The following is a 16672-nucleotide window of genomic DNA, read 5'->3' as shown; positions in this document are numbered from 1 at the left end:
CGACCACACCATGTCTGAAATTACGCTTGACGGACTCGAGAAACGGTACGGAACCGAACTCGCCGTCGAAGACGTCTCGGTGACGATTGACGACGGCGAACTGCTGTGTCTGCTCGGGCCCAGCGGCAGCGGCAAGTCCACGACGCTGCGGATGCTCGCCGGCCTCGAGACGCCGACCGACGGCGAGATCCGCATCGACGGCGAGGACGTGACCGACCGGCCCGCCTACGAACGCACCACTGCGACGGTGTTCCAGGACTGGGCGCTGTTCCCCCACAAGACGGTCCTCGAGAACGTCGCCTTCGGACTGAAGATGCAGGGCGTCGGCAAGGAGGAACGCCGCGAACGGGCCCGAGAGATGCTCGAGCGCGTTCGAATGGCCGACCACGCCGACGACGACCCGATGAACCTGAGCGGCGGGCAGAAACAGCGGGTCGCGCTCGCGCGCTCGCTGGCGGTCAACCCCGACGTGTTGCTGCTCGACGAGCCGCTGTCGAACCTCGACAAGCGGCTCAGCGAGGACATGCAGATCGAACTCCGGGAGATTCACGCGGAACTCGAGGAGACGTTCGTCCACGTCACCCACGACCAGGACGAGGCCTTCACGCTCGCCGATCGGATCGGCATCATGGCCGACGGAAATCTCGTCCAGGTCGGCGAGCCGAACGAGGTCTATCAGAACCCGAAGAACCGCTTTATCGAGGGCTTCCTCGGTGATACGAACTTCGTCGAGGGGACGGTCGACCGGACCTCCCCGGACGCCGTCCGCGTCGAAACGGAACTGGGCCGGGAGGTCGTCGTGCCGACGGCGAATCCCGACGCGCTCGCTGCGGGCGATGCGGTGTCCCTGTCGCTTCGACCGGAGGCCCTCTCGATCGAGTCGGCGGATTCGGGGCTCGAGTCCGACGAGACCGCTCGGCCCGTTCGAACCGACGGGAGCACGACGAACTCCGTCGTCGGGACCGTCGAGAGCGTGCTCTACCGCGGCTCGACGGTTCGCTACTCCGTCGGAATCGAGGGGACGTCGGTGTTCGCCGAACGCACCGTCTCGGACGCGGGCGAGTTCGAAGCCGGCGACGAGATCCGGATCAGCTGGGACGGCGCGGACGTCCTCGCGTTCCGCGACGACGGCTCGAGGGTCGATCTGTAACGATGTCGGGACACTCGTCGCTGCCGTCGCCGATCGCTCGCGTCTGGGAGCCGCTCCGGGAGCGATCGCGATCGAAGCGGGCCCTGCTGCTGATGGCGCCGCTGCTCGTCTTCGAGTTGCTGCTGTTCGTGGCGCCGTTTCTGATCCTCCTGCGGATCAGCTTCACGTCGGGCTCGACGGACCTCCGATACGCCGCGGGGACCTGGTCGCTGGAGGGGTACGCGGAAGTGTTCTCTTCCGGTGTTCTGCTGGACGCGATCCTCTACTCGTTCAAGCTGGGACTGATCGCCACGGCGATCACCGTCTCGATCGCGGTGTTCTACGCCTACGCGATCTGGCGAGCCGAGGGCGCGATCAAGTCGGCGCTGCTGTTCTCGGTGATCTTGCCGCTGCTGACGACCCTCGTCGTCAAGACGTACGCGTTCAGACCCCTGCTCTCGCCGACCGGGACGGTCAACGACCTGCTCCTGTCGCTGAACCTCATTTCGGAGCCGATCCAGTTCGTCCCCGGGACGATCGGCGTGATCGTCGGGCAGGTCTACATCGTTCTCCCCTACGCCGTGCTGGCGATCTACAGCGTTCTCTCGACGATGGACTGGGGAATCGTCGAGGCGGCCCGCGACCTCGGGGCGAGCCGTCCGCGCTCGGTCCTCGAGATCGTCGTGCCACAGGCGATGCCGGGGATCATCGTCGCGACGGTGATCTCCTTCGCCTGGAGCGTCGGCGCCTACGCCGCGCCGGGGCTGCTCGCCAGCCAGCGGGTCCCCTTCGCGATCGAAGTCGAGAAGCGGTTGCTGTCGAACCTCCAGTGGGAGATCGCGACCGCCTACGCGGTGATCATGCTACTCCTGATGGCCGCGAGCATCGGCGTGCTCACGGTCACGCTCAACCGCTTCGGAGGTGAGTTCGAGTATGCATAGAGAGACCGTCGAGAACGTCGCGTTCCGCGCTGGCTACCTGGCGATCCTGACGTTCATGCTGTTGCCCCTCGCGGTGGTCGTCGCGACCTCCTTCGAGGCGTCCGGACAGCTGCTCTTCCCGCCGGAGAACTACTCGCTGGTCCACTACCGGGCGTTCTTCGAGGAGACGCGCTGGCTGTCGGCGTTCGACAACAGCCTCCTCGTGGGCGCCGGAACGACCGTCGTCGCGACGACTCTCGGCGTCACGGCGGCCTTCGGCCACGAACTCGACGACGGCCGGACCGGACAGCTGCTCGCGCCGCTCGTCCTCGTCCCGCTGCTGATCCCGCCGATCATCCTCGGGATCTCGATGCGCGTCTACTTCGTCAGAGCCGGGCTGAACGCCTCGTTCCTGAGCATCATCCTCGCGCACACGCTGTGGGCGACGCCGCTCGTCTACTTCGTGATGCGGTCGGTGTTCAGCCGGTTCGACTGGCAGCTGCTCGACGCCGCGCGGGACCTCGGCGCCGGCCCGATCCAGTCGTTCGTCTACGCCGTCCTCCCGAACGTCAAACACGGGATCTTCGTCGGCGGCCTGCTCGCCTTCATCGTCAGCCTTCAGGAGTTCGTGATGGCGCTGTTCCTCTCGAGTCACAGCACGGAGACCATTCCGGTCGTCGCGTGGACGGCGCTGCGCCAATCGCTCGATCCGATGGTGAGCGTCGTCTCGACGTTCCTCATCCTGATCTCGATCATCGCGATCGTCGCGGCGACCGTCGCGACGAACCTCGAGTGGCTCTCGAAACAGCTCTCCTGATCGACTCCCGCGGCTCACGATTTCTTGCGATTCGGACGGACTCGAGGAGAGTTACTGAACCGAAACAGCCGCCGAAATCTCGCGAGAACAGCCGGTAGCAGTGCGGCGGCCGACTCGAGCGCTCGCCGTTTGTTCGAGGCGAGCGCTCGAGTCGCGGGGAAGGGCAGGCTGACCGCGCGGCGCGCGGATCCGCGCGCCGCGCCCTGTGTCCCTGGCGGAAATGAAACGGGCGAGCGGCCGCTGCCAAGCGGCCGCGAGGGCTTTTCTACAGGAAGCGGAAGGTCTCGAGGTTCTTCGGCGCGAACGTCCGCATGTCGTAGTTGTGGTACAGCGCCGAGGAGAGGTCCTGCGTCGACCGCTCGTCGCCGTGGACGCAGAGCACCTTTTCGGGGCGCGGGTTCATCGTCTTGACGAAGTTCTCGAGGCCGGCGCGGTCGGCGTGGCCGGAGAAGCCGTCGACGGTCTCGACGTCGACGTTCAGATCGAGGGTGCCGCGGCCGCCGCCGTTGCCCATGGCGCCGACTTCGCTGGTCGGAATCTCGTCCCAGCCGTTCTGGATGCGCCGCCCGAGAGTCCCCTGGGCCTGGTAGCCGACGAAGACCATCGTCGAGTCCGGGTCGGGGCCGATGTGGGAGAGCCAGGACATGATCGGACCGCCGGTGACCATCCCGGACGTCGAGAGGATGATACAGGGCTCGCCGTCGGCGACGTCCTGGCGCTCCTCCTCGCCGCCGTCGATGTGGTTGAACTCGTCGGCGAGGAAGGGGTTCTCGTCCTCGTGGAAGATGCGGTCCCGGAGGTCGTCCCGCAGGTACTCGGGATACGTGGTGTGGATGGCCGTCGCCTCCCAGATCATCCCGTCCAAGTGGACGGGCATCGAGGGGATCTCGCCCTCGCGCATCGCCTCCTCCAGGACGAGCATGATCTCCTGGGAGCGACCGACGGCGAACGCCGGGATGAGCACCTTGCCGCCCTCCTCGTAGGTCTCGTTGATGACCTCCTTGAGCTTCTCCTCGGAGTCCTCCTGGTCGGTCTGATAGTCGTTGCGACCGCCGTAGGTCGACTCCATCACCAGCGTCTCGACGCGCGGGAAGTCGTTCGTCGCGCCGTTGAACAGGCGGGTGTCCTCGTAGTGGATGTCGCCGGAGAACGCGACGTTGTAGAGGCCGTCGCCGATGTGGAAGTGCGAGACGGCCGAGCCGAGGATGTGGCCGGCGTTGTGGAAGGTGAGTTTGACGTCCGGCGCGATGTCCGTGACGTCGCCGTACTCGAGCGGGATGCAGTGTTTGATCGCCTCGCGGACCTGCTCGGACTCGTACGGCGGGGCGCGTCCCTCCTTGGCGGCGACGTCCAGGTAGTCCAGCGTCAACAGGCCCATCAGGTCCCGGGTGGGTTCCGTGCAGTAGATCGGCCCGTCGTAGCCGTACTTAAACAGGAGCGGGATCAGCGCGGAGTGGTCGAGGTGGGCGTGGGTGAGGACGACGGCGTCGATCGTCTGCGGACCGGCGCCGAGCGCCTCCGGCGCGTGGAGGTAGGGCACTTCGCCCTCGGCGCCGGGTTTGTCGCCGCAGTCGATGAGGATCCGGGTTTCGGGCGTCGAGAGGATGAACGAGGCCCGGCCGACCTCGCGACAGCAGCCCAGCGTCGTGATGCGGACGTACTCGTCGTCGGACATCTCCTCGCGGTGGATCTGTCGGCCGACCTTCTCTAAGATGTCCCGTCGCTCGTCGCGTTCCTGTTTGAGGAAGCTACGGACGTTCGAGACGGTCGAGGATTCGATCGGCGGCGTGCGGACGACCTCGGGCGTCCAGCCGACGTTTTTGGTGATCTCGCGGAGCGTCGAGCCGTGGCGGCCGATGACCATGCCCGGCTTTTCGGCCTCGATGACGACCTCGCCGGTGTCGGCGTGGAAGTCGAGGTCCGTGACGCCGGCCTCTTCGGGGATGACGCTCATGATCTCCTCGCGGGCCTCTTCGGGTCGCGAGAGAACGCTCGGGTCGGGGCGGACGGTGATGCGCTTGCGAAGTTTGCTCGCGAGTTGCCGGATGAGATCGCCCTGTTGGGCGAACTTCTTCGGATCGCGCGTGTAGACCACCACTTCGGGGCCTTCGTATTTCACCGAGGAGACCGAGATATCGCTCGGTAACTCGCTCGTGATCTCTGCTTTCAGATCGTCGAGTTGCTGCTCTACAGTACTCATAATCGCCGATTGTGGCTTGCGTGAACTCGCCGCCGGGGAGCGAACCGCTCAGGTCGATGTTGTCGGACTTCGGGATGTGGCGACGGTCTACCGACCGTCCGAACTGTATCGTACCGGCGATACCGTTGCGTCACACCGTCCACGTCGGACGGTGCAGTACGTCTCGCATCCCGGATCATCCGTCTGACACCTGCCGTGACGAACGCGCTCCCAGGTCGGTCGTCCTGGGTTGCGGGAAGATTCCAGGGAGAACCCGCTTATCCGACGCTATTCTTTGCGTAGTATAAAAGCCTTCGCAAAAACCAGGGCCGTTCGGTACGTATCGGAGGTATGCATCTGACAGCCGATCGCGTCGTACGGGAGCGAAATTGGGTCGCAAACCGGGCCGAGACCGTCGTTCCGCTCATCAACGACGTCCGTGACGACCTCGGAGACGTCTTCGACACCGACGTCGATCACGTCACCGAAGCGCAGTATCTCGAGGCCGTCGACGACGTCTTCGCCGACGGCGATCTGGGAGTCAACGTCGCCGCCATGGTGGCGATCCTCCGCGAACTCGACGTCGAGGGCGACTATCCCGGCTTCGTCGTCGACGAGATCCTCGGCCGGGAGCTGGCCGCGACCGTCGCCGGCCGCCAGCCGCTGCGGACCCTCGGCGAGGCGACGTTCCACTATGCCGACCTGCGGGTCCACGGCGAGGCCGACGAGAACGCGGGCGTCGACGACTGCGAGGCGGCGCTGGCGGCCGGGTTCCAGGAGCGACTGCCGGGCTGGAACTGGACCGAGCGCTCGAGTCCGTTCGGCGTCGAGCGGTGACCGGCCGCCGTTAGAAGGGGTCTCGAGTTACTCGGTTGTCTCGTCGTCGGCGTCCGACCCGTTTTCGGCGGTCTGATCTCCGCCGTCGGACGCGTCGGTTTCGTTTCCGGCGTCCGTTTCGTTGCCAGCGTCGGACTCGTTTTCGGCGCCGCCGTCCCGTTGCTCTTCCTGCTGTCGACGGAGCATCTCCCGTTGTTGGGCCTGTTGCTGCTGTTGCTGGACGAACGCGTCGTACTGGTCGCCGGGATAGATGCCGCTGATCTCGCCCTCCCGAAGCGCGCTCATGATCGCCTCGTCGGAGCCGGTGACCCGGAGGAGCCCGTACTCGGGTTTGGACTCTTCGACCGTGATCTCGCTGTCGGCGGCCGAGTCCTCGAACTCGGTCGCCGCCTCCTCGGTCAGGTTCCGCTGTTCCTCCAGCGCTCGCTGCTGGGCCTCCTGCTGGGTCATATTGCCGCTCTGAACGGCCGTCCGGATCTCCTCGTTGAGCCGCTCGAGGTCCTCCCGGTCCGGCGACACCGCGACCGTGACCGCATCGCTCGAGTCGTCGTCGGATTGTGTCAACGATTCGAGTTGTGAACAACCGGCGAGCGATGCGGCGACGCCGGTGCCGGCGATTCCGAGAAACGCGCGACGGGGATGGCCGTCTGTCATTCAATTCGAGACCATCGACGGGCGGAGATAAGCGTTTTTGACATCGAAACGAACTCTCGTCGGTGAGGCCGGGCTTCGGACGGCAGCGACCGGTCGCAACATCGATCGACCGCGATCGTCGCGGACCGACGCGAGCACCCCGTACGCGGTCCGGGCTCCTTTTATTCGCCCGACGGCTATGCCGTTCCAGTGACGTCAGAGCCATCGAGCGCGCGGTCGCCCCGAGCAGTGACCCTCGAGCAGCCGTCGCTGTCGGCCGCCTGCGAGGCCGTCGCCGACGGCATCGAGCGCGAGGCGCTCGTCACCGTCTTCGGCCGCTGTACCGTCGACTACGAGGGCCGCGCTTCGAGTACGCTCGAGACGGGCGACCGCCACGTCATGCTCAAACCGGACGGCGCGGCGCTGGTCCACACCGACGAGGGCCAGCAGCCGGTCAACTGGCAGCCCCCGGGCTGCGAGCACGACGTCTACTGCGAACGCGCGGACGCCGACGGGTCGGGCGAGGCCGAGATCGGGACCGAGGCCGGCGACGAGGCGGTCGATCGCGACGACGCCGACGCGCTCGTCCTCGAGAGCCTCCGGTCGAACCCCGACGAGCGACTCCTGGTTCGGTTCCAGCGGGTCCTGCAGGTCTCGGCCTTTTCGGGAACCGACGAGAACGACCTCGCCCTCTCCGGGACCGAGGAGGACCTCCGCCAGCGCATTCTCGAGGAGCCCGACCTGCTCGAGGCCGGGTTCACGCCGCTGGCGACCGAGCGCGCGACGCCGGCCGGCGCGGTCGACATCTACGGCGAGGATTCGGCGGGCCGGACGGTCGTCGTCGAACTCAAGCGCCGCCGCGTCGGGCCGGACGCGGTCGGCCAGCTCCGCCGGTACGTCGACGCCCTCGAGCGCGATCTCCACGCCGACGCCGACGTCCGCGGCGTTCTGGTCGCCCCGTCCGTGACCGACCGAGCCGATCGGTTGCTCGGGGACCACGGCCTCGAGTTCGTCTCGCTGGAACCGACCGGCGACTGACGGCCGCCCGCAGCTTCCGCCGTGACGTGGCGGTCCTCGTTGGGACGACTCGAGCGGACCGGGCGGACTCAGCTTCCGGGTCCCGAAACGGAATTCTCATCGGGCTCCAGCGATAAGGGCAACCAATGCGACTCGAACTTCGCGTCTGTCAGCACTGTCTCAACCGCGACGACGGCCACGGGGGGAAACAGAAGGCCGAACTGCTGCAGGACATGGTCGCCTGCGCCGAAGTGATCCGGGAGTACAAGGACGTCATCGACCTCGAGGACGTCCACATCCGGCGGGTCCGCGACGACGAGAAGGGGAAACCCGAGGCGCTGCCGGTCGTCGCGGCGACGATCCAGAACGACCAGGTCGTCCTCAACGACACGCAACTCGTCGCGGAGGGCCAGGACGGCACCATGCTGCTGTACGCGAACCCCGACGACATCCTGACGGTGCTCGCGGGCAACGTCGACGAGATCAGCAAGGCGGTTCCCGGCGACGTCACGGTCGACCTCTCCGAGACGGGCGCGCGGATCGTCTCCCAGGCCGGCCTCGGCGCCGACCCGGACGATCAGCCCGGTCCCGACGCCGGCCCCGGTCCCGGCCCAGGTCCGGGTCCGGGCCCCGGCCAGTAACGAGACGTCCCACTCGTCGTCCCGTCGGTTAGCCCGCGCACCGCCACCGAACCGGCCGGTCTCTCGGCCGACGGCTCGTTCTTTTCTCGCGTCGCTCTATCGTGCGCCCGAGCCCTCGCGCGCCGACGGCGACGAGGAGGCGTCGCGGTCGCGGACGAGGAGCCAGCACGAACAGCAGAAGGCGACGGCGACCGTTCCCGCGAGGATTCCGAAGGCGAGGCGGTACCCGTACCGGGTGTAGGCGACGGTGCCGCCGACGGTCTCGCCGGTCCGGTAGGCGTCCAACACCAGCCCCATGAGCGTCGGGAGAACCGTCGCGCCGACGAATCCCGCCGTGTTGACGGTTGCCGTCGCGACGCCGCTGGCCGCGGGCGGATACCGGTCCTTGACGGTCGACAGCGACAGCATCGCGGCGCCGAAGAGGACGCCGCAGGCCAGATACGAGACGGCGATGATCGCCAGCGGGGGGCGCCCGAAGACGGGGATCACGCTGAACGCGATCGTCAACAGGCCGACTCCCGCGGTCATCGGCAGCACGCGCCGCTCGAGTCGGTCGGAGATCCAGCCGATCGCCGGCGGACCGACCAGCAGGCCGATCGATCCGAGGAGGGTAAACGAGGACGCGGTCGTCACGTCGAGGCCGTAGACGATCGCGAGGTAGGGAACGCCCCACAGTCCGATCAGCGTCAGTATCGCACCGTTGCCGGCGAAGAAGACGACCGACAGCAGCCACTGGTCGGGGTCGCGAGCGAGCGTCCGCAGGTGGCCGGCGGTCTCGGCGAGCGTGACCGACGGCTGCTCCGGGACGCCCGCGATTGGCTCGAGGCCCGCCGCGGCCGGCGACTGGCGCGCGACGACGAAGACGGCCCCGGCGGCGACGAAGCCGACGGCGGCCAGACCGGCTAGCGTGGCTCGCCAGCCCAGGGCGTCGACGGCGACCGCCAACGGCGTCGTCGCGAGGATCGCGCCGAGCCCGGCGACGCTTCCGGTCAACCCGGTCATCGTCGCGAACTCGTCGGCGCGGTACCAGTTGGCGCAAAATCGGAGGATCGAAACGAAGATGACGCCGCTGCCCAGGCCGATCAGCGCCCGCGAGGCGAAGGCCGCGAGATAGCTCCCGCTGATCGCGAAGCCGACGGCGCCGAGGCTCAGGACGAGGCCGCCGACCGAGCCGACGTACCGGGGTCCGAACCGGTCGGCGATCACGCCGGTCGGAATCTGGACGACCGCGTAGATGAGGAAAAACGAGGCGTGGAGCGTCCCGAGCTGGGCCGCCGTCGTGCCGAACGCGTCGGTCAGCCGGTCCGACAGGACGGCCGTCGACAACCGGTGGAGATTGACGAGCAGGAAGACGGTCGCCAGCGCGGCCCACGCGAGCCACCGCCGTCTAGTGGGGTCCGACAGCGCACTCACGCCTGTCACGTTTCACGGACGGTGTGGTAAGAATTGTGTCCCCGCCGAACGTGGACCGTCGAACCGACGGCCCAGCGGCTCGAGGACATCCGCTCCGAGAAACCGAACTCGATCGAGTGCCGATTCAGCGAGTTAGATACGGCCGACGTTCTCGACGCCGACGCTCTCGACGCCCTCGACGTCCGAGAAGCCGTCCTCGACGGCTTCCGTGCCGCCCGCGCCGTCGGGGACGATCACGGTCGGGTAGAGCGCGACGAGACCGAACGCGACCTCCTCGCGCTCGACACCGTTGATCTTGGCGCCCTCGGGGAGGGTGCTCTCGAGGCGCTCCTGAAGGGCGTCCAGGTCGATTTCGGGGCTGTTCGGCATGACCTTGATTTTCGCAGCTACCTTTCCCATGGCTGTATTACGGACCGGTGAACCCGCAGTCGGGACACTCGTAGAGGTTGCTCTGCTTGCGGCACTTGGCGCAGCGGTAGATCTGGGTGTCACAGTCGGGACACTTGAACGCGGCGGCGTTGGTGCCGGCGATGTTGAGCCCACAGGAGACGCACGAGCGCCTCTGGCTTTCGTCGGTCGTACTCATACCCCTTCTTTCCCGCCCGGCGTTTTTAACGGTTGTCTTTCGAGGGCTCTCGCGGTCGGCGCCGACCCGAGAGCGGACGCCGCCGAGACGGATGGGTGCGGACGAAGTCGACGTCGCGGGACCGGGTGTTTTCGCAGTCAGAAAATCCGCTGCTAGATACTTTACCGTCCACTCGAAAGAAGATGATGAGGTTCGGTGGGTGCCAAGCCAGGCCGGACCTCTGCCTCTGACATTCTGCCCCGAACTGCAACATTCAAACGGGCTCCGCCCCTACGGCGAGTGAATGCGCCTCGACGACTACATCGAGGAGTTAGAGCCCGACGAGGAGGCCCAGCGCCGCCGACTCGCCAAGGAGAAGTCCTACGAGATCACGGACCATTTAGAGGAGTTCGAACAGAACTTCGAGCGGGCGCTGTCCGGCGACTCGCTCGTGGGCTCGACGGCTCCCTCGATCTTCGTCGGGCGGTCGAACTACCCCGACATCCCCGTGGGGGTGCTCTCGCCGGTCGGCGACGAGAACGCCGCCGAGGAGTACGTCACCGACGGGAACTGGTACCAGGAGGGGTACGACATTCCGGACGTCCTCCAGCGTCGAACGGGGCTGTTGAACTCGAACAAGCGCGCGAACGTCGACTCGCCGTCGATCGCGAGTCGGCTGACGCCGAACGTCCACGACGCGTGGGACGGTTTCGTCGGCGTCCAGCGCGAGGTCGCCATCGCGGATCGTCCGGTCGACCTCGAGATCGGACTGGACGACACCCCCGACCTCGGCCTCGACGCCGGAACGGACGTCGCGACGCCGCGCGGCCCCCGTGCCAACGCCCGCAACGCCGAGTTGCGGGAGAACCCCTACGTCCCGAAGCCGATCAAGAAGACCTTAGAAGACGACGACTGGCAGGCCCAGGGCGCGATGACCTACCTCTACCGCCGGGGCTTCGACGTCTACGACATCAACTCGATCCTCTCGGCGGGCGCGCTCGGCGAGACCGAGCAGCGACGGCTCGTCCCGACGCGGTGGTCGATCACCGCCGTCGACGACACCGTCGGCCAGTTCCTCCGGGGCCGCATCCGCAACGCGCCCAGCGTCGACGAGGTCCAGGTCTGGGCCAACGAGTACATGGGCAACCGCTACTGGGTGATCCTCGCGCCGGGCAACTGGGAGTTCGAACTCGTCGAGATGAAGGCGCCCGGCAGCATCTGGAACCCCGATCCCGAGGGCGACACCTGGATGGCGAGCGCCAGCGAAGGGTTCGACGGACGCTCGAGCTACGTCGAGGAGACCGCCGGCGCCTACTACGCCGCCCGACTGGCCGCCTTGGAGCACCTCGAGTCGATCGGCCGGCAGGCGAAGTGTCTCGTCCTCCGCGAGGTCAGCGACGACTACTGGGCGCCCGTCGGCGTCTGGCAGGTCCGCGAGAGCGTGCGCAACGCTTTCGATGGAGAGTACGGCGAGGCCGAGACCTTCCACGACGCCGTCGCCGAGGTCGCGACGCAGCTGCCGGTCTCCCACGCCCGCCTCCGGCGGAAATCCGAACTCGCGGCGGGACTACAGTCGAATCTCAGCGCTTTCTCCGCTCGAGACTAGTCGGCTCCGGTCATGTTCAATACCGCCTGAGGCGTTACCGTTCCCCGCGTGACCGTCCGGCATGCGGTGTCGCGCACCGGACTGGGGTGAGTGATGCGAGGCCGAACGGAGTGTGGCCTCGAGAGGCGAACAGGAACGAAGTGACTCGTGAGCCCAACGACCCGCAGTCCGAACTCGTGCGAGGGATGAGCGACCGAAGGGGGCGTCAGCGCGGGCCCTCGGTCCCGCGACCCAGCCGAACGGGTGTTTCGCACCCGTGAGGAGAAATCGGCTGGGGAGGGAGTGGTACTCCCGTTGCCACGATAGCAGAACGCTTCGTTTCAGTACGCTCCCCCTCGAGCACACTACTCAACGAGCCGTGTGACTCCGAACCCCCACGCCTAAATCGCTCGAGCGCATCCGGTCGGTATGGCTCTGGCGCTCGTCAGTACCGAATTCCTCACCGCGATCGGACTGCTGGTCGTCCTCGTCGGCGTCCCGCTGTTCGTCCTCGGGGTCATCGCCCTCGTCACGGGGTACATCCAGTACGACGCCGAGCGGTATCTCGAGGAACTCGAGGCCGCCGAGATCGCCGAGGACGGTGAGTTGGCAGACGACCGCCGCTAGTGCGGGCGATTCGCCGATCGGTATCGACTTACTCGAGTTGTGTCGCATCGCCTCGAGTCCCCCTCGAACGATCCGTTCGCTTTCCGCCGAGACCTCGAGTTCCCCGTTCACCGCCGAGCGGTGCCGGCCGCCGATCAGTCCCGTTCCCGCCGACTGATACTGGACGCGTTTGTGTATCAGTAGCCACCGATATTCACCGGTGTTCGACGCTGTATCCTCCGAAGACATCATTCACCGAACCTGTAGGATCGCCGTCGACATTCTCTGATGAATTATTATTAATAATAAGACGCACCTCTTTTATTCCTAAGACGCATACGACGGGTGATGGCACTCGATTTCACTCCGACGACGGTCGAGGACCTCGATCCGGAGCGACGGCCCTCCGTCGCGCTCGCGTTCGTCCCGGTGTTGGCCGTCGTCCTCTTCCTCGGCGTGGGATCCGCCGTACTCGGGCTGGACCCTCACGTCCCCCTGCTGTGGAGTATCGTCTTCACGGGCGCCTTCGGGTATTACCTGGGCTACTCGTGGGAGGACCTCTACGAGGGCGTCGCTAACAGCCTCCTGATGGGACTGCAGGCGCTGTTGATCATCTTCACGATCTACGCGCTGATCGCGACCTGGGTCGACGCCGGGACGATTCCGGCGATGATGTACTACGGCCTCGAGTTGCTCTCGCCGTCGGTGTTTCTGCCCGTCGCCGCGGTGCTGGCCGCGATCGTCGCGTTCTCGATCGGGTCCTCGTGGACGACGGTCGGGACGCTGGGCGTCGCCTTCGTCGGCATCGGCGAGGGGCTTGGCGTGCCCGCGGCGATGACCGTCGGCGCGGTCCTCTCGGGGGCCTACGCCGGCGACAAGCAGTCGCCGCTGTCGGACACGACGAACCTCGCGGCCGGCGTGACGAACACGCCGCTGTACGACCACATTCGCCGGATGCGAACCGGGACGGTCATCGCCTTCGGGATGGCCGTCGCGGTCTTCGCCGTCCTCGGCCTGCAGGCCAGCGGGAGCGTCCCGACCGGCCGCGTCGCCGAGATACAGACCGCGCTGGCCGGGGCCTACTCCGTCACGCCGCTGGCGTTCGTCCCGCTCGTGGTCACCTTCGGGCTCGCGTTGCGGGGCTACCCGGCCCTGCCGACGCTCGTCGGCGGGACCATCGCGGGCGTCCTCACGTCGGTCCTCCTCCAGGGGACGGGCTTCGTCCCCGCGTGGGAGATCTTCATGGGCGGCACCGCCCCCGAAACGGGGTCGGATCTGGTCAACGACTTGCTCGCGACCGGCGGGCTCACCGGTTCGGCCTGGACGATCACGGTGGTCGTTGCCGCGCTCGTGCTCGGCGGTCTGCTCGAGCGGACCGGCGTGCTCGCGGTGCTCGCCCACCGGCTCTCGCAGGGCGTTCGGAGTTCCGGCAGCCTGATCGCCGGCACCGGCGTCTCCGCGATCGCGATCAACGCGCTGACGGCCCAACAGTACATGAGCATCGTCCTTCCCGGGATGACGCTGCGGAACCTCTACGAGGAGTTCGGACTGGACAGCGACGAACTCTCGCGGGCCGTCGAGGCCGCCGGGACGCCGACCGGCGCGCTCCTTCCGTGGCACGCCGGCGGCGTCTTTATGGCCTCCGCGACCGGCGTCGCGACCCTCGAATACGCGCCGTTCTACCTGTTCGGGTTCCTGTCGCCGCTCGTGTTGTTCGCGATGGCCCTGACCGGATTCGGCGTGCCGACGACCCGCCGAACCGATCGTATCCAGACCGCCGACTGACGGCGTTTCGATCTTTTTCGAATATCGATCCCGAGCGGTCAGTCCGCGCCGTCGGACTCCGGAAGCGGTTTCTCGGCTCCGCTCGCGGCGGACCCGGGGTTCGCATTGGGCTCGGGGGCCGTCCACTGGTCGCCGTCCTCGGCGGAGACTCTGGTGAAGACGTTCACGCCGGCTTTGAACACCGCGAGCAGGACCGGCCCGAGGAACAGTCCCATGATGCCCAGCAGGTAGATCCCGCCGATGACGCCGACGATGACGGCGGCCGGGTGGAGACCGGATCCTCGATCGACGAAAATCGCCCGCAGGTAGTTGTCGATCAGCGCGAGGACCGTGAGGCCGTAGACGAGGAGAACGACGGCGGCGAGCGGGTCGCCGACCGTCGCGAGATACCCCGCGGCGGGCCCCCAGACCAGCCAGACGCCGATCGCCGGCAGGAACGAGAGCAAGATCATGATCACCGTCCAGAAGGCCGCGTTGGGGACGCCGACCACGGCGAGCCCGATTCCGCCGAGGAGCCCCTGAACGACCGCGACGAGGACGTGACTGTAGATCACGGCCCAGGTGACGACGCGGACCTCCGCGAACAGTTCGTCGCGGACGGACGGGTCGAGCGGGACGACGTCGCCGAGCCAGGCGACGAGATCGTCCCCGTCGACGAGCAGGTAGTAGAGCAGGAAGACGCAGACGGCCAGTCCGATCGCCATCTCGAGGCTGGCGTTGACCAGCCGGATCAGTTCGCCCAGCGCGAGTTCGACCGCGCTCGAGAGCGAGGACTCGATCTCGGTGTGAGCCGCCGTCTCGATCGCGTCGATCTGTCGGGCCTCGAGTCCGAGGTCGTTTTCCGCGATTCCGCGGGCGCTCTCGACGACGCTCGCTTCGTCGAACTCGTCGAGAAAAGAGACGGCGGTACCCAAGACGACGGCCGAGATGACCAACAGCGGGACGACGGCGGCCAGGACGGCGACCCCCGTCAACAGGATCGCCGACGGTCGCGGACCGAGCTTCGGCTCGAGGCGCTCGTGGGCGGGACGGAGGACGAACGCGAGGAGCCCGGCGGCCAGCACGTACTGCAACAGCGGGGCGATGACCAGGGCAGAGAGCACCCCGAGAACCACGAGTAGGAGGGCGAAAAACGCGGTGCGGAGGTCCATACGCAAACATCAATCGTCACGTACGTAAATGTTGTTGACACCTATTACGAACAATTATATAGTCGTATAGAGGGGACGATGGCGAGAGAACGATCGCCGAAGCAGTTGCCGACGGTACCGGACGACGCCGACGCGGAAGGGGTAGCGACGCGAGACGACGCGTCAGTCGGTGACGTCGGTCTCGACCGAGTCGAACCGCTCGAACGCCTCCGCAGTGAGGTCGCCGGTGGTGTCGACGATATCGGCCCACTCGTCGTTGTCCGGGGCCATCCCGAGCAGTCGGGCGATCTTCATGATCGAGGCGTGATAGACCCGCTGGCGACCAGGTTCCTCTTCCCAGATGATCATGTTACAGGGAAAGAGGCCGCCGATCCGCAGGGTCTCGTCGAGCGCCCGATCCGCGATCTCGGGGTTACAGGCCCCGAGGACGTAGTAGGGATCGCGGTCCGCGTCGACCTTCTCGTTGAGTAGTTCCGAGGGCGAGAACTCGACGGGGATGCCGAAGCCGACGTCCGTACAGACCTCGCGGACGTGTTCGATCGCCTCCTCGTGGTCCATCTCGAGGACGGCCTGCTTCTCGCCGAATTCGTCGGGATCGATCGTCTCGGGGTCGATCGGGAGACTCATACGTGAGCCATCGATCGGCCGCCACAAAAGGATCCCGTCGCGGGAGTCGCCGATGCACCCGCGGCGTTCAGATCGGCACCGGGAGCCACTCGAGGAGTTCGATCACCGGCGTCGGATCGAACAGCGGGTCGTGGAGAACGAGCCAGTCGAGTAAGACCAGTCCCGCGCCGTGGGCGATCACGGACGGCAGGATCGAGTTCGACTCGTAGTCGACGGCCCCGAAGAGGACGTCCGTCGGCCCCGACAGCAGGAACTCGAGCGGCGGTTTGCCGGCGTGGTGGAGCATGTAGACGACGGGGCTGATGAACACCGCCTTGCGGCCGATCTCCTTGACGCCGACACAGAGGAGGCCGCGGTAGTAGGTCTCGGCGGCCAGCGCGAGGCCGAACAGCTGGATCGCGTGCGGGACGAACTCGCCGAGCGCCGCGGACGTCTCCCACATCGGGTAGTAGTCGCGGATCGTCGGCAGCGTCGAGCCGACCAGATAGAAGGGGAGGACGAACAGCGAGAGCAGGACGGCGTTTCGGACCGCGACGCGATCGACGTGCCAGCCGAGGTGTCTCCCGTGGGTCAGCCCCAGCGCCAGCGGGCCGCCGACGAGCACGACGGTGTCGACGACGAACCGCCGGGAGAGTTCGGGCGGCACGAGGTGCATCCACAGGACCGTCAGCAACGCGCCGGTCAGCAGCGACTTCTGGACCCACGAGAGGCGATCGAACTGATCGCGAAGCCAGCGACCGCCGCTTCGAGTCCGTTCCGTCGCCACG

17 protein-coding genes are annotated in these 16672 nt (G+C 66.9%); 9 read left to right on the top strand and 8 right to left on the bottom strand.

What is annotated here, in order from left to right; all coding sequences use genetic code 11:
* The first annotated feature begins 10 nt into the window (after positions 1-10).
* Genes HTZ84_RS02695 through HTZ84_RS02685 form a run of 3 tightly spaced genes read left to right on the top strand, consistent with a single transcriptional unit; the run spans position 11 to position 2866 of the window.
* Positions 11-1150: an ABC transporter ATP-binding protein gene (locus tag HTZ84_RS02695; RefSeq protein WP_174679274.1), complete on the top strand. Its 1140-nt coding sequence runs from the start codon at positions 11-13 to the stop codon at positions 1148-1150.
* A 2-nt stretch (positions 1151-1152) separates the two neighbouring features.
* Positions 1153-2070: an ABC transporter permease gene (locus tag HTZ84_RS02690; protein ID WP_174679273.1), complete on the top strand. Its 918-nt coding sequence runs from the start codon at positions 1153-1155 to the stop codon at positions 2068-2070.
* Complete coding sequence (locus tag HTZ84_RS02685; protein ID WP_174679272.1) at positions 2063-2866, top strand: ABC transporter permease; 804 nt, start codon at positions 2063-2065, stop codon at positions 2864-2866. Before HTZ84_RS02690 ends, HTZ84_RS02685 begins: the two co-directional genes overlap by 8 nt.
* A 265-nt stretch (positions 2867-3131) precedes the next feature.
* On the opposite strand, the gene HTZ84_RS02680 is transcribed toward HTZ84_RS02685, so the two are convergent.
* Positions 3132-5066 (bottom strand): beta-CASP ribonuclease aCPSF1, encoded by a 1935-nt coding sequence (locus HTZ84_RS02680; RefSeq protein WP_174679271.1) that lies wholly within the window; start codon positions 5064-5066, stop codon positions 3132-3134.
* A gap of 330 nt (positions 5067-5396) precedes the next feature.
* Between HTZ84_RS02680 and HTZ84_RS02675 the strand changes: the two genes are divergently transcribed.
* Positions 5397-5882 carry a hypothetical protein gene (locus HTZ84_RS02675; RefSeq protein WP_174679270.1) on the top strand — a complete coding sequence of 162 codons (486 nt, stop codon included), beginning with the start codon at positions 5397-5399 and terminating at the stop codon, positions 5880-5882.
* Positions 5883-5909: 27 nt separating this feature from the next.
* Here the strand turns inward: HTZ84_RS02675 and HTZ84_RS02670 are convergent, their stop codons facing one another.
* The gene (locus HTZ84_RS02670; protein WP_174679269.1) at positions 5910-6536 is read right to left on the bottom strand and encodes a hypothetical protein; all 627 of its coding nucleotides are present in this window, start codon (positions 6534-6536) and stop codon (positions 5910-5912) included.
* 228 nt (positions 6537-6764) lie between these two features.
* On the opposite strand from HTZ84_RS02670, the gene nucS reads away from it, so the two are divergent.
* Positions 6765-7553, top strand: a complete 789-nt coding sequence (gene nucS / locus HTZ84_RS02665) for an endonuclease NucS (RefSeq protein ID WP_174682519.1) — start codon at positions 6765-6767, stop codon at positions 7551-7553.
* Between the two features lie 125 nt (positions 7554-7678).
* On the top strand, positions 7679-8173 hold the full coding sequence (locus HTZ84_RS02660) for a hypothetical protein (RefSeq protein ID WP_174679268.1): 495 nt from the start codon (positions 7679-7681) through the stop codon (positions 8171-8173).
* A gap of 96 nt (positions 8174-8269) precedes the next feature.
* Here the strand turns inward: HTZ84_RS02660 and HTZ84_RS02655 are convergent, their stop codons facing one another.
* The 3 genes from HTZ84_RS02655 to HTZ84_RS02645 all read right to left on the bottom strand — a co-directional run bounded on the left by HTZ84_RS02655 (position 8270) and on the right by HTZ84_RS02645 (position 10172).
* The gene (locus HTZ84_RS02655; protein ID WP_174679267.1) at positions 8270-9586 is read right to left on the bottom strand and encodes an MFS transporter; all 1317 of its coding nucleotides are present in this window, start codon (positions 9584-9586) and stop codon (positions 8270-8272) included.
* Positions 9587-9718: 132 nt separating this feature from the next.
* Positions 9719-9985: an elongation factor 1-beta gene (locus HTZ84_RS02650; RefSeq protein ID WP_174679266.1), complete on the bottom strand. Its 267-nt coding sequence runs from the start codon at positions 9983-9985 to the stop codon at positions 9719-9721.
* A gap of 7 nt (positions 9986-9992) precedes the next feature.
* On the bottom strand, positions 9993-10172 hold the full coding sequence (locus tag HTZ84_RS02645; RefSeq protein WP_174679265.1) for an HVO_2753 family zinc finger protein: 180 nt from the start codon (positions 10170-10172) through the stop codon (positions 9993-9995).
* Positions 10173-10455: 283 nt separating this feature from the next.
* On the opposite strand from HTZ84_RS02645, the gene nreA reads away from it, so the two are divergent.
* The 3 genes from nreA to arcD all read left to right on the top strand — a co-directional run bounded on the left by nreA (position 10456) and on the right by arcD (position 14127).
* Entirely contained in the window at positions 10456-11757 is a 1302-nt protein-coding gene (gene nreA / locus HTZ84_RS02640) for a DNA repair protein NreA (RefSeq protein WP_174679264.1), read from the top strand.
* A 408-nt stretch (positions 11758-12165) separates the two neighbouring features.
* Positions 12166-12363 carry a hypothetical protein gene (locus HTZ84_RS02635; RefSeq protein ID WP_174679263.1) on the top strand — a complete coding sequence of 66 codons (198 nt, stop codon included), beginning with the start codon at positions 12166-12168 and terminating at the stop codon, positions 12361-12363.
* A gap of 327 nt (positions 12364-12690) precedes the next feature.
* A complete protein-coding gene (gene arcD, locus HTZ84_RS02630; protein WP_174679262.1) occupies positions 12691-14127 on the top strand; it encodes an arginine/ornithine antiporter ArcD in 1437 nt (478 codons plus the stop codon).
* A gap of 38 nt (positions 14128-14165) precedes the next feature.
* On the opposite strand, the gene HTZ84_RS02625 is transcribed toward arcD, so the two are convergent.
* From HTZ84_RS02625 to HTZ84_RS02615, 3 genes are all read right to left on the bottom strand, one after another.
* Positions 14166-15278 (bottom strand): AI-2E family transporter, encoded by a 1113-nt coding sequence (locus tag HTZ84_RS02625; RefSeq protein ID WP_174679261.1) that lies wholly within the window; start codon positions 15276-15278, stop codon positions 14166-14168.
* 162 nt (positions 15279-15440) lie between these two features.
* The gene (locus HTZ84_RS02620) at positions 15441-15905 is read right to left on the bottom strand and encodes a DUF302 domain-containing protein (protein ID WP_174679260.1); all 465 of its coding nucleotides are present in this window, start codon (positions 15903-15905) and stop codon (positions 15441-15443) included.
* Positions 15906-15972: 67 nt separating this feature from the next.
* Positions 15973-16671 carry a CPBP family glutamic-type intramembrane protease gene (locus HTZ84_RS02615; RefSeq protein WP_174679259.1) on the bottom strand — a complete coding sequence of 233 codons (699 nt, stop codon included), beginning with the start codon at positions 16669-16671 and terminating at the stop codon, positions 15973-15975.
* Position 16672 lies beyond the last annotated feature (1 nt).

Source organism: Haloterrigena gelatinilytica (genome assembly GCF_013342145.1).
Taxonomy (GTDB): domain Archaea; phylum Halobacteriota; class Halobacteria; order Halobacteriales; family Natrialbaceae; genus Haloterrigena; species Haloterrigena gelatinilytica.
Note: the sequence above shows the minus strand (reverse complement) of the source record. Positions and strands in the feature narration are given on the sequence as shown.